At 38.7% G+C, this 12,303-nt stretch carries 13 protein-coding genes; 4 read left to right on the top strand and 9 right to left on the bottom strand.

Annotation, left to right across the window (positions count from 1 at the left end):
* Nucleotides 1-28 precede the first annotated feature (28 nt).
* From RE409_RS24140 to RE409_RS24115, 6 genes are all read right to left on the bottom strand, one after another.
* Nucleotides 29-1,372 (bottom strand): MmgE/PrpD family protein, encoded by a 1,344-nt coding sequence (locus RE409_RS24140; protein WP_309558210.1) that lies wholly within the window; start codon nt 1,370-1,372, stop codon nt 29-31.
* A 17-nt stretch (nt 1,373-1,389) separates the two neighbouring features.
* Complete coding sequence (locus RE409_RS24135) at nt 1,390-2,145, bottom strand: amino acid ABC transporter ATP-binding protein (protein ID WP_201186964.1); 756 nt, start codon at nt 2,143-2,145, stop codon at nt 1,390-1,392.
* Nucleotides 2,146-2,149: 4 nt separating this feature from the next.
* Nucleotides 2,150-2,821 (bottom strand): amino acid ABC transporter permease, encoded by a 672-nt coding sequence (locus tag RE409_RS24130; RefSeq protein WP_309558209.1) that lies wholly within the window; start codon nt 2,819-2,821, stop codon nt 2,150-2,152.
* Nucleotides 2,822-2,844: 23 nt separating this feature from the next.
* Entirely contained in the window at nt 2,845-3,645 is an 801-nt protein-coding gene (locus RE409_RS24125) for an amino acid ABC transporter substrate-binding protein (RefSeq protein ID WP_201186960.1), read from the bottom strand.
* A 20-nt stretch (nt 3,646-3,665) separates the two neighbouring features.
* Nucleotides 3,666-4,199: a GNAT family N-acetyltransferase gene (locus RE409_RS24120; RefSeq protein WP_201222868.1), complete on the bottom strand. Its 534-nt coding sequence runs from the start codon at nt 4,197-4,199 to the stop codon at nt 3,666-3,668.
* An 81-nt stretch (nt 4,200-4,280) separates the two neighbouring features.
* A complete protein-coding gene (locus RE409_RS24115) occupies nt 4,281-5,609 on the bottom strand; it encodes an LLM class flavin-dependent oxidoreductase (RefSeq protein ID WP_309558208.1) in 1,329 nt (442 codons plus the stop codon).
* Between the two features lie 472 nt (nt 5,610-6,081).
* Here RE409_RS24115 and RE409_RS24110 point away from each other — a divergent pair, with 472 nt between their 5' ends.
* Nucleotides 6,082-7,230 carry an amidohydrolase gene (locus tag RE409_RS24110; RefSeq protein ID WP_277950972.1) on the top strand — a complete coding sequence of 383 codons (1,149 nt, stop codon included), beginning with the start codon at nt 6,082-6,084 and terminating at the stop codon, nt 7,228-7,230.
* Nucleotides 7,231-7,390: 160 nt separating this feature from the next.
* Nucleotides 7,391-7,819 carry a cytidine deaminase gene (locus tag RE409_RS24105; RefSeq protein WP_397329221.1) on the top strand — a complete coding sequence of 143 codons (429 nt, stop codon included), beginning with the start codon at nt 7,391-7,393 and terminating at the stop codon, nt 7,817-7,819.
* Between the two features lie 108 nt (nt 7,820-7,927).
* Here RE409_RS24105 and RE409_RS24100 read toward each other — a convergent pair whose 3' ends face one another.
* Nucleotides 7,928-8,563: a FusB/FusC family EF-G-binding protein gene (locus tag RE409_RS24100; RefSeq protein ID WP_201186951.1), complete on the bottom strand. Its 636-nt coding sequence runs from the start codon at nt 8,561-8,563 to the stop codon at nt 7,928-7,930.
* Between the two features lie 162 nt (nt 8,564-8,725).
* Complete coding sequence (locus RE409_RS24095) at nt 8,726-8,989, bottom strand: CD3324 family protein (protein WP_053347873.1); 264 nt, start codon at nt 8,987-8,989, stop codon at nt 8,726-8,728.
* A gap of 386 nt (nt 8,990-9,375) precedes the next feature.
* Between RE409_RS24095 and RE409_RS24090 the strand changes: the two genes are divergently transcribed.
* Complete coding sequence (locus RE409_RS24090) at nt 9,376-10,020, top strand: SDR family oxidoreductase (protein WP_309558207.1); 645 nt, start codon at nt 9,376-9,378, stop codon at nt 10,018-10,020.
* A 44-nt stretch (nt 10,021-10,064) separates the two neighbouring features.
* Here the strand turns inward: RE409_RS24090 and RE409_RS24085 are convergent, their stop codons facing one another.
* Complete coding sequence (locus tag RE409_RS24085) at nt 10,065-10,631, bottom strand: maltose acetyltransferase domain-containing protein (RefSeq protein ID WP_201186948.1); 567 nt, start codon at nt 10,629-10,631, stop codon at nt 10,065-10,067.
* 268 nt (nt 10,632-10,899) lie between these two features.
* Here RE409_RS24085 and brnQ point away from each other — a divergent pair, with 268 nt between their 5' ends.
* A complete protein-coding gene (gene brnQ, locus RE409_RS24080) occupies nt 10,900-12,231 on the top strand; it encodes a branched-chain amino acid transport system II carrier protein (RefSeq protein ID WP_201186947.1) in 1,332 nt (443 codons plus the stop codon).
* Nucleotides 12,232-12,303: the final 72 nt, after the last annotated feature.

Raw genomic sequence — 12,303 nt, 5'->3', positions numbered from 1 at the left:
ATATAAACACTGTCCGCCTAAAATACTATCATTCAGCTTCTGTAGTTGCTTCTTGAAAAACACCAAGTTCTGTGTGAGTTAGTGCATGGACAGATGCAATTATTTTTTCTGTCTTTACGTCATCTCCTACGGCTTGAAGCAATTTCTCTTTTAGTTGGGATTTAGTTAAAGGATTCCCAGGACTTCCTTTAGGTGTATCGGTTCGTTTCGAAAGCACATCCCCACTTGTTGTGGTCACGTTCACAATTGTAAATCGTCCCACTGGGAGTGCTGTTTTTGAAGGCTTGGTCGTTACATCTATCTCTCTAGTTACTTTCTGAAAAGATTTTCTCCATGAAGAGGGAATAGGTGTCGATTCAAAAGATGAAAAGGTCAGCGGTTTGCCTGAGAGCGCGAGCCATACAATATACTCGATCGAAAATCTGCCTTCTTCACCAGTCGCGGGGTTACGATGTATCAAAGCGGAATCACCATTTGGAGGAAAGCAAACACTCACCGATTGAATATCTTCATCCGACAAATCGTACTTCTTTTGTAAAAAAACAGCTGCTTCCACGCCATGTGCAGCAGCAGAACAAAAAGGGTACTGTTTAAACCATAACCCTGGTGTAACGATACGCCATGTCTTTCCCCAATTTACTGTCAAATCGGGAACTCCATTATCCGCATATACCTCAAAGAAACCGTTCTTTCCATTTAAGAAGTCTGGGTTGCTATGTAATCCCGCACGAATCCAATCCGCTGAATCCACAGCGTTTTTAGCAGCAATTCCTACATGGAGTGGCTTTACCACAGTACCAAACTGAAGCCGAAGACCCGCCGATTGCGTAGCGGCCAGACTCATCGTTTCAGCTATTAAACGTGGAGGATATTCCCGTAAGTATGCAATCGCCCCAGCAGCAGCTATCACGCCTAGTGTAGCTGTATTATGCCAACCTTTTGTATAATGATAGGGGTTCATAGCTTCGCCAAACCGAGCCATAATCTCCACACCAATCACATAGGCAGCTAAAAAACGATTCCCGGGCATTTCTGGTTCTCCCACCGCTAACAAAGCAGACAAAATGACTGCGCTTGGATGGCCTCTTACATCTGAATGTACATCATCATAATCTAGTAAATGAGCTTGAAAGCCATTGAAGAGTGCTGCTTGGGCCCTTGTTGCTTGAATGTCACTTCCAATCAAGTAACTCTTTCCATTTCCGCCCTCATCCAAAATGATTTGTTTTAAAATCGTAATCTCTTTCTCAGATTTTGTTTGATAGGAAACAGCTAGATAATCAAGCATTCCTTCGATGGCAGCATTTTTTACCAACTCATTTTCCAAAGGATTAGAATAATAGATCGCTTCTTCTAACATTTCCGTGTTCATCCACACCACTTCCTTTTTTACCTGGCTGCTCCGTCTGATTCATCTCCCATTTGCCGTAAAAAACGCTGCGTTCTCGGATTAAGAGAATGGTCAATTACTTGTTCTGGGGTGCCTTGTTCGATAATATGTCCATCAGCCATGAAAATGACATGGTCCGCGACTTCCTTCGCAAATTGCATTTCGTGCGTCACAATCACCATAGTGGTATCTTCTTTTGCCAACTCCCGTATTACTTGCAAAACCTCATTAACCAATTCAGGGTCAAGAGCGGAGGTAGGTTCATCAAATAAAATGGCATGTGGCTTTACAGCTAAAGCTCTAGCGATGCTAACACGCTGCTGTTGTCCACCAGATAAGGTAGCGGGGTATTGTTTTGCCTGTTTTTCTAAGCCAACCCGTTTCAATAAATCCTCGCCGATTTGAATGGCTTCCTCTTTTTTCATCTTTTTGCTGACAAGCAACGCTTCAATCACGTTTTTTAAGGCCGTTTTATTTTTAAATAGGTTATAGTGTTGGAATACCATCGCTGTTTGCTGTCTTAATTGATACGCGTCTCTCTCTTTATATTTTTGGGTATCCAATTTTACATCCTTGATTTCTATGGTGCCGCTGTTGGGCTTTTCCAACAAGTTCAGACAGCGTAATAACGTTGATTTTCCAGAACCCGAAGGACCAATAATGGCGACAACTTCCCCGGTTTTTATATCCAAGTTAATATCGTTCAATACTTGTTTATCATCAAAATGTTTGGTTAAGTTTCTTACTTTTATCATATGATCACCTTCTAAGTGGTTTGCTGAGCCAAATCTCCAGATATTTTTGTATCCAAGAATAAAGAATAACCAATAGCCAGTAAATCAAGCCAACCACCAAATACGTCTCGAAAAAGCGCATGTTAGCGGATGCAATCATTTTTCCCTCTGCAAATAGTTCCGTGATTCCTAATGTAAAGGCAAGGGACGTTTCTTTAATCAAAGATATAAATGTATTTCCTGTTGCTGGCAATGCATTTAAAGCAGCCTGTGGTAAAATGATTCGCGAGTAAATCTGCACTCGTTTCATGCCAGTTGCAAGGCCCGCTTCCATCTGCCCTTTGTCCACGGAATTCAATCCAGCTCGGGAAATTTCTGCTAAATAGGAGGATTCTTTCAAACTAAATCCAATGATCGCCGCCGTGATTGCTTCCATCGTTGACAACGACGGGAATAACTGTGGTAAACCGTAGTAAATGATGAATAAAAGCACCAATGTTGGCATCCCTCGAAATAAAGAGATATATAAGCCTGCCAAATGGGTGATTCCAAAAATAGTACTATTTCTTATTAAGGCTACTACAAGTCCGATAATAATGGCTAAAACCATCGAAATGATGGCTAAAACTAGAGTGATCGGAATAAATTTTGCGATTTGTAGGGAAATTTCCAACATATATTGTAAATCAAAATTCATAATGCTTTAAAACCTCCGCTATGTTATTCGCCGGAATTCGTGGTGATATCTTCACCAAAATATTTATTGGATAGCTTCGCTAATGTACCATCTTCTTTAAGTTTTTTTATTTCTGTCGTGAATTCTTCATTTAATTTTTTTCCCTTTTCTGTCTTGGGAAATGGATATCCTACATTTTCATAGGCAACTGGATCACCGACTAGTTTTAACGGAAGATCATTTTTCTTTATTTCTGCAACTAGGATTGGGCGGGAATTGATATATCCATCAACACGGTTGTTAATGGCATCTTGCATTGCGCCATCCCGAGTTTCATAGGTTCGTATTTTGATATCGCCGTTTTTATCATATTTTTCTAGGTTCGCAACGTTATTAGACCCCAACACACCGGAAACGGTTTTGCCTTTAAGATCAGCCAAACTTTTAATATCATTGTTTTTTGTGCTTGATACAATTTGTGCACCATAATAACTATATGGCTCTGTAAAATTAAATTGCTCTTGGCGTTCTGGTGTTATAGCAACCGCATTCGCAACGGTGTCTAATTTACCTGATCCCAATTGCCCCATTATCCCACTGAAATCAGAAGTGACCCACTCTACCTTGTATCCTAAATCCTTAGCGATGCGTTCTGTAACTTCTACGTCAAAACCAATTAATTTACCATCCTCTTGATAACCATTTGGATAGCTTTGGCCAGTTGACCCCACTTTGATTGTTTTTTGCAAGGAATCTTTTGCCGTATCCTCTTGTTTTGAATTGCCACATGCTGCAAGTACTACTATGAAAAGTAAAGAGAGTCCAAGGGAAAGGATTTTTTTCATCGTTGTTTTCCTCCTAATTATTAAATAGTTTGATTATGTTTTGCAGTCCAAGCTTGATATTGTTCCGGTTGCAATATTTTCCTCAAATATATCGTGAGATGACCTTTGCCTAAATCTTTTTGACCTATCTCTTCAAATCCACTTTTTTCGTACATTTCTTTTAGCCATGGATGATTATCCGCGGTTCCGAGTGTAACCGCGGGGGCTCTCAGTTGCTTCTTCAAAATTTCTTCTTCGAGCCATGACAGAACTTTTTTCCCTATGCCTTGACGCTTATATGCAGGGTTTGTAGCGAACCAGCCTATGTGTGGCAATACGAGCGGGCCAGGATTTGGGCCCCATGGTAACCGAATCGATACGGTGGAAATGAATGTCCCATTTTCCTCCAGAACATATACCTTATTTTCGGTTATGTGTTTAATCGCTTCCTCTCTTGTGGCTGTTGACGCAGAGAAGTGAATATCCAATTCTCGAATACTCGCATAAGCATCTAATGTTAAACGAAGAAATTTATCCACATCTTCTACTTGTACTTCACGAAATATTTGACTCATCTCGTACCTCCTATACTCTAGTAATTTCTTCTTCGGTGGGGTGGCTCTGTCTTTGCGAACCATCATCCAGGTGTAAGAAGTTTAAAAGTTATGAGAATATTGATTGACCGGTTTATCCAGGCCAAGATTCCCTCGTAATGTGTTACTTTCATATTTCGTACGGAAAATTCCTTTTGATTGCAGTTCAGGGACAACAAGTTCAACAAAATCTGTTAAAGAATCAGGTAATAGGGCTGGCATAATATTAAAGCCGTCAGCTGCATTTTCATTCACCCAATCTTCAATCTTATCCGCAATCTGCGTTGGTGTTCCAATTGCGATATGATGTCCACGTGATCCTGCAACCCATTGATATGTCTGACGTAATGTTAAATTTTCATTGGTCGCTCGTTTAACGATCAAATCATATTTACTTTGGATACTATCTACATTATCAGGCAATGAAATATCAGCAAACGGTGTATCCAAAGGGATACTCGGAAAATCCACATTTCCAAAATACCTTCCCATAATAGCCAACCCTATTTCGGGAATAATTAACTCCTGTAATGCCTCATACTTCTCTTTGGCTTCCTTCTCAGTCTGTCCCACAATCGGGAACAATCCTGGCATAATACTCAAGCTGCTTTTCTCCCGATTAAAAGCGGCCAAATGACTTTTTAACTCATTGTAAAATGAAATCGCGTCTTCCTTGTTCTCCTGCGCAGTAAAGACAATCTCTGCGTGCTTTGCTGCAAGCAATTGCCCATCGCCAGAAGAGCCTGCTTGTACGATAACCGGATGCCCTTGAGGAGAGCGAGAAACATTTAATGGTCCTTTTACAGTGAAGAACTCACCTTGATGATTGATTTCATGAAACTTGCTTTCATCAATAAATTGACCTGTTTCTTTATCAATAATCAACGTATCGTCTTCCCATGAGTCCCACAATTTCTTGGTAACTTCAACAAATTCAGTAGCTCTTTTATAACGTAGACTATGTTCTAGATGTTCTGATTTATTAAAATTTGCTGCTGTAGAGGCAAGGGACGTTGTGACTACGTTCCAGCCAGCACGGCCCGAGGTAATATGGTCTAAAGAAGCGAATCTTCTAGCAACATTAAAGGGTTCTTCGTAGGTGGTGGAGGCTGTTGAAACCAAACCAATATTGGAAGTCGCCGAGGCTAGATAAGATAACAGGGTCAATGGCTCAAATCGTGTCAGAATATTAGGGTGCGAGTCCTTTGCAACTGACAAACTATCTGCCAAAAATAATAAATCAAATAATCCTTTTTCTGCAGTCTGCGCTAACCCCTTAAAATAATCGATGTTCATATTAGCTTTCGGATTGGCGTTTGGATGTCTCCAAGAAGCAACGTGATGTCCTGTTCCAGCCAAAAATACACCTAGTTTTACTTTTTTCTTTTTCATGTGTCAATTACTCCTTTGTGTCTTCACTTTTAAACGCAGGGGATTTATAATATAAATATCCTTACTGGTTTACTCTGAATTATTGCTAAAATAAAACCCGCTTCCAATTAGAAGAGGGTTTCTTCCGCCCAAAGTGTATGTAATGTCTTTACTTTTTTACTACTATTGAAATTAAATACTTTTTTGTATTGATACGTTAATATAGTAAATTACTTCAAATGGTAGCATTTTGTATAATAAATTGTCAATGGAAAATATTCAAAATAAACACTTTTCATTTCTGGGATATGATTGACTTCATTCCATCAGATGCTTACCATGCTACATAAATTAGAACTCATACTTTACACGTTTATCAACAAGCGATAGCTGCTTCAATTGATATTCCTTGGAATTAGTTTCGTTCTTTAATTTTTTCATGAGAATGAATGTGGAAAACTTTTAATCGTATTTTTGAGGAGATGGATAACCGTTGACTATTAGCAATATAGAATTAGAGAATTATCTATTGAAATTCAGGCGTGATCTTCATATGACACCTGAGTTATCAAACGAAGAATTTGAAACGACTAGGAAAATTAAAGAAGCACTTCAATCTCAGGATATTAAGATACTTAATTTTCCATTGAAAACGGGTGTGGTAGCTGAGATAAAAGGAAGCAAGCCTGGACCTACGATAGCACTTCGCTCCGATATTGATGCTTTACCGATTTTGGAGCAATCTGAGGTGAGCTTCCCTTCAAAGCACGTCGGCGTGATGCATGCATGTGGTCACGATTTTCACACCTCTGTCATTTTGGGTACTGCTTTTTTATTAAAAAAAGAAGAAAGAGATATGGCCGGAACGATTCGTTTGATATTTCAGCCTGCAGAGGAAACGGGACACGGTGCAAGTGCTTTAATGGAGACCGGTGTGTTGGATGATGTGGATGTGATTTTTGGTCTTCATAATGATCCGACGTTGAAAGTTGGGGAGTTAGGAACAAAACATGGTGCATTGACAGCGGGAGTCGATCGCTTTGAAGTGCATGTTAAAGCAACTGGCTCACATGCGGCCAAACCGGAAGAGGGGAATGATCCGATTATCATAGCAGGACAAATTATCTCAACGCTGCAAACCATCATCAGCCGAAATGTGGCACCAAAAGAGACCGCCGTTTTGAGCATCACTCAAATTCATAGTGGATCAACGTGGAATGTTATCCCTGATAGTGCATATTTAGAAGGGACCGTACGCACCTTCAGTAAAATCCAACGAGAGTTTATACATAAACGTATGAAACAAGTCTTACATGGTATAAGTGAAACATTCAATGCGAAAGTTGAATTATCTTGGCATCCAGGTCCCCCATCAGTTGATAATACGCCAGAATGGGCAGATTTGATGCTTCAGGTTGGAGACTCAGCAGGCTACACGACAAAAACGCTAGAAGCTAGCTCAATAGGTGAAGATTTCGCTTTTTACCAAGAAAAAATACCAGGTGCTTTCGTAATGTTAGGTTCAGGCGGTCCATATGACCTGCATCATCCGAAGTTTATAGTAGATGAAACGGCACTTTTCCCAGCCGCTTCCTATTTTCGCTTATTGGCTTTAGAAGCGTTGAAAAAAGTAAAGAGTTGATAGTAAATCGAACACAATTTGTTAAACAAGCGAAGAAACAAGCTAAATAAGAAGGTCATCAAATTCGTTACCTTATGCATCCAATGAAAGTAGAAAAAAAATCGTATACAACAAGTCAACTAAATGAAATATTTGAAGTAAAAGAGAAGGGGGGCATATCATCATGAAAACCTATCCATTAAATGAATCCGATTATCATTTAATTGCTGCTGCAAGTGCTAAAATTACAGAACTTTACGAAGAAAATAAGCATCATGTGGGTGCTGCATTGAAAACAAAGACAGGGAAAATAGTTGCTGCCGTACATATTGAAGCATATATTGGCCGTGTAACAGTATGTGCAGAAGCTATTGCAATTGGAAAGGCAATATCGGACGGAGAAAAAGAATTTGATACAATTGTGGCAGTAAAGCATCCATATGCTGATGAAGTGGATAGAGCTTTAAAAGTTGTCAGTCCTTGTGGAATGTGTCGTGAATTAATCTCAGACTATGCGGAAGACTGTTTTGTCATATTAGATGTAAATGGAGTAACAGTTAAAACAAAAATTATTGAATTACTGCCACTGAAGTATACTAGAAATTCATAAAATACGATTCCACTTTTTCTAAGTTTGATCCTATACTATAACTAAAATTAAAACACAAAAAGCAATTCTTCCATAATGAAGGATTGCTTTTTTATTCGGGTACCATATCTACTTTATTCGCGCGATAAAATCATTTAATTTATCCAATGTGGTGATGTTTTGATTGCATTTTAAGCTATCCAAGCAAATATAATTACCTTTTTTAATGAATGTACCTTGTACTGTTCCTTTTGTTTCGGACATAAACATTCCTAATTCTTCAAAGCGACTGCATATGGCACAGATACCTTTTTTGTTAGAAGGTTTAATTGTCCCATGCAACCCCAATAGCTTATTGTGATGAGGTGCTATGATGAATTTTTTTCCGGAGCCGATATCATCCCATCCCAAATATGAAATCTCTCTCAAGTCTAAGTTCTCTAACATAGGGTTCTTTAACTTCTTCGCTTTAGGAAATAGCTTTTTGATCGTTTTTTCAGTCACTTCTTTAAAAGGAATCACAAATGGCTTTACCTTCAATAGAAACACTTCAGCTTGTGCAGGCTCTTTGATGGTATCAATTGGGTCTAATACTTGCCTTTGCTCCTCACTCAATTCATTGAATAAGCTTAACACTCTTTCTTTCGCGACTGTTTTCAGGGTATGAATAACATCCCTATCATTCGCAGTCGCGTGTCCATTTATGAGAATCTGAGTTTGAGACTTAATAAAGTTATATTGCTCACTTCTGATAAAAGGTTCCATTTTTCCACCCCTGTTCATGTTGCTACGATACCATTTAAACTTGGTACCGTTTCTAATTACTTTACAGAATTTGCATCAACATTGAAAGGTAGAGAACGACTAAGAAACATACTCGACATATGAGTAGCGCTGATAATATTGTCAGCGCTACAATTTTTTTACCTATTTAGAATAAACGATTTTTTTGATGGTTTCTATGGAGAGAAAATGTTCCTCGGCTAATTGATGAATTGTATGCCCCTTTTTAAATGCATATTTAATAGAAGCATTTCTGTCATCAATGTATTTCCTTGATCCCGAACTAGCTCCCCACTTTTGATAAGTCGTTTCTAGTTTAGGGATATATATCGTTTCACCTTGTATATACTTTTGAATTTCCACAATCAGCTTTTCAGGTAAAACAGTCGTTGCTTTTACATATTTCATTTCTGCCAGCCCCTTATTCTTTTTTTAGAACAAAATAAGGTGCAAAGCCAAATATATAGAAATGATAAGCTGGGCGATGTTAGTTTAGATTAATTTTACCCCATGCAAAGTATCGCCTCCAATACTAGGCTTTGCATGAGACGCTGCAGAAGGTGGCATTAAAAGTCTTATTGCCATCTTTACACCTCCCCTTTGTGTTATAAATAACACTTATTTTAATTATTATAAAATATATAAATGTGATTGCAAACTATTTCCAGTATATGACGATGCAAAATGAACGGACCCAAATGGATAGAAGGATGGGCTGATTGTTTGATAATGAACTTTGTACATGAAATAATTGAATATAGAAAGTAAACTAACCATTATGGGAGCTGACTTTTATGAAAGTATTCGTAGTTGGGGCAAATGGGCAGATCGGTAAACACCTGGTTGATTTGCTAAAAGATAGCCAGGAACATAGTGTACGAGCAATGATTCGCAAAGAAGAACAGAGGAAGCACTTTGAGAAAATCGGAGTCGAATCTGTAATCGTAAGTTTAACGGGATCAGTGGATGAGATTGCGAAAGCGGCAAATGGGTGCGATGCAATCGTGTTTACGGCAGGATCGGGAGGCAGCACAGGCGCGGATCAGACGCTTTTGATTGATTTAGACGGTGCTGTTAAAACGATTGAAGCAGCTGAAAACCTAGGAATCAACCGATTCATCATGGTCAGTGCCTTTCAGGCGAATAAAAGGGAAAACTGGAATGAAGCCATCAAACCATATTATGTGGCCAAACACTATGCGGATAGAGCATTGTTACAAAGCAGTTTAACGTATACCATCATCCGGCCGGGTGGACTTGTGAACGAACCTGGCACAGGCCATGTAGCCGCTGCTGAGGAACTGGAAAGAGGGACGATTGCGCGGGAGGATGTGGCTCAAACAATTCTTTCCTCATTAATCGAAGAAAATACGTATAACCGTTCCTTTGACTTAATAACAGGGGATACACCGATTCCTCAAGCGTTAAAAACAATTTAATAAGAAAAATAGAGGCAGAGCCATTCAGAAGTGAATGTGCTCTGCTATTTTATTCCTTCTATATATTTGATGATCTTAGCAGGGTTTCCACCTACAACCGCACAATCTGGGACATCTTTTGTTACAACAGCTCCCGAAGCAACAACAGCAGTGTTCCCTATTGTAATTCCGGGATTGATGATGGCTCTGCCGCCAATCCAAACATTGTCTCCAATCGTTACGGGCTTTCCGTATTCTACACCTGAACTGCGTTCGAATGGGTCTAGTGGATGTGTGGCTGTATAGATATGTACCCCAGGAGCCAACATACAATCCCTTCCTATACGGACTTCGCAAGTATCCAGGATGACACAATTAAAATTCGCATAAAAGTTTTCCCCTACAGTAATGTTATACCCATAGTCACAACGAAAAGTGGGCTCAATGTATATCTTTTTCCCACTGAAACCAAAAAGCTCCCTCAGAAGTTCAATTCTTTTACACTCATCGGTTTCCGTTGTCTGATTGTATAGTCGGGTTAATCTTCGTGCATTCTCTCTATCTTTTACTAATTCTGGGTCCGCCGCAATATATAGTTCTCCGTTCACCATTTTTTCTTTTTCTGTCTTCAATACTTCAACCTTCTTTCTAATTTGTTTTGTTATCTCTCATTTTAATAAAGGTAACAGGAAAAGAAAGATTTTTCTGAATAATAAATGTAATAACTTTTGACAAACGTTCCAGTGCATTTTATAGTAAGGGGTGTTGTGTTTAAGTTTCAGGTGGATACATGACTACGGAATAAGTCAATTCAGTAGTTTATTTCACTTTTAAATCGAAATTAGATGGACAACATCTCTTTTCTTTCGTTAAGAGAATCAAAATATTGGAGGCTTCAAAATGTCAAAGAAAGCACCACTTTCTTTTGTAATTGTTACAGGATTAATGCTTTTTGCTTTATTTTTTGGTGCAGGAAACTTAATATTCCCTGCTATGCTCGGTCAATCGGCCGGGACAAATTTATGGTCTGCTAGTTTAGGATTTATCATAACAGGTGTTGGATTGCCATTTGTCACAATATTGGCATTTGGTTTTTCAGGTAAAAGTGATGTGCAGTCGCTTGCAAGCAGAGCGCACCCGATGTTCGGTTTTATTTTCACAGCCGTTCTATATTTATCGCTCGGGCCGTTATTCGCTCTTCCAAGAACGGGAAGTGTGTCTTATGAAATAGGGATTAAACCTTTTCTTCCAGATGGAGTCGGCTTTTTACCTTTGCTAGTATTTACGGTCATATACTTTGGACTTGCCTGTTTATTATCTATTAACCCATCGAAAATGTTGGATATTGTCGGGAAAATTCTAACTCCACTATTATTGATTTTTATCGGGATACTAATTGTAGTGGCAATTGCAAATCCAATGGGGGAAATCCAATCTCCTATTGCAGATTATTCAGATAATTCTTTCTTCAAAGGCTTCAAAGAAGGATATTTAACTATGGATACGCTTGCTGCATTTGCATTTGGTATTATTATCATTAATGCAATCAAAGATAAAGGAATTACTTCAAGAAGAGAAGTTTTAGGTTTCTGTATGAAAGCTGGCCTTATAGCAGCTTCTCTATTAGTAATTGTTTATACTGCTTTAACTTATGTCGGAGCAACTAGTGTGGAGAAACTTGGTTATTTAGGGAATGGTGGAGACGTTCTAGCGCAAGCTTCGAATTATTTTTTTGGTCCTGCAGGTGCAGTACTGTTAGGGTTAATAGTAATCGCAGCTTGTTTAACTACTAGTATAGGCTTGATAACAGCTTGTTCTTCCTATTTCAATAAAGTAATTCCTGCTGTATCGTATAAGTCATTTGTTGTTATTTTTTCAGTTTTTAGCGCAGCTGTTGCCAATGTAGGTCTGACTAAACTAATTTCGATTACAGTGCCTGTGTTAACCGCGATTTATCCATTGGCCATCGTTTTAATTGTGTTAACATTCTTGCATTCCTTTTTCAAAGGAAAATCCGAGGTATACTTGGGGAGTTTATTATTAACAGCCATCATCAGTATTTTGGATGGATTAATGGCTTCCGGTGTTAAAATTTATGCTATTTCCGATTTTTTCACCGATTTCCTTCCATTATATAGTGTAGGAATAGGATGGGTGCTTCCAGCCATCTTTGGTGGTGTATTAGGCTTTACGATAAGCCTAATGAAAAGGAGTCCCGAAGAAGTGTATTAAGCCTAGTTATAGAAAATAGGCATCAGAACGTTGAATGTAAATGATTACTCTTAGAGCTGTCTTTATGACGGC

The organism is Peribacillus sp. R9-11, from assembly GCF_031345095.1.
Taxonomy (GTDB): Bacteria; Bacillota; Bacilli; order Bacillales; family DSM-1321; genus Peribacillus; species Peribacillus butanolivorans.
This window is presented reverse-complemented; position numbering and strand designations above follow the sequence as displayed.

Coding starts and splice junctions, on each gene's coding strand:
- RE409_RS24140 (WP_309558210.1), bottom strand. CDS start 1,372: ATGAACACGGAAATGTTAGAAGAAGCGATCTATTATTCTAATCCTTTG.
- RE409_RS24135 (WP_201186964.1), bottom strand. CDS start 2,145: ATGATAAAAGTAAGAAACTTAACCAAACATTTTGATGATAAACAAGTA.
- RE409_RS24130 (WP_309558209.1), bottom strand. CDS start 2,821: ATGAATTTTGATTTACAATATATGTTGGAAATTTCCCTACAAATCGCA.
- RE409_RS24125 (WP_201186960.1), bottom strand. CDS start 3,645: ATGAAAAAAATCCTTTCCCTTGGACTCTCTTTACTTTTCATAGTAGTA.
- RE409_RS24120 (WP_201222868.1), bottom strand. CDS start 4,199: ATGAGTCAAATATTTCGTGAAGTACAAGTAGAAGATGTGGATAAATTT.
- RE409_RS24115 (WP_309558208.1), bottom strand. CDS start 5,609: ATGAAAAAGAAAAAAGTAAAACTAGGTGTATTTTTGGCTGGAACAGGA.
- RE409_RS24100 (WP_201186951.1), bottom strand. CDS start 8,563: ATGGAACCTTTTATCAGAAGTGAGCAATATAACTTTATTAAGTCTCAA.
- RE409_RS24095 (WP_053347873.1), bottom strand. CDS start 8,989: ATGAAATATGTAAAAGCAACGACTGTTTTACCTGAAAAGCTGATTGTG.
- RE409_RS24090 (WP_309558207.1), top strand. CDS start 9,376: ATGAAAGTATTCGTAGTTGGGGCAAATGGGCAGATCGGTAAACACCTG.
- brnQ (WP_201186947.1), top strand. CDS start 10,900: ATGTCAAAGAAAGCACCACTTTCTTTTGTAATTGTTACAGGATTAATG.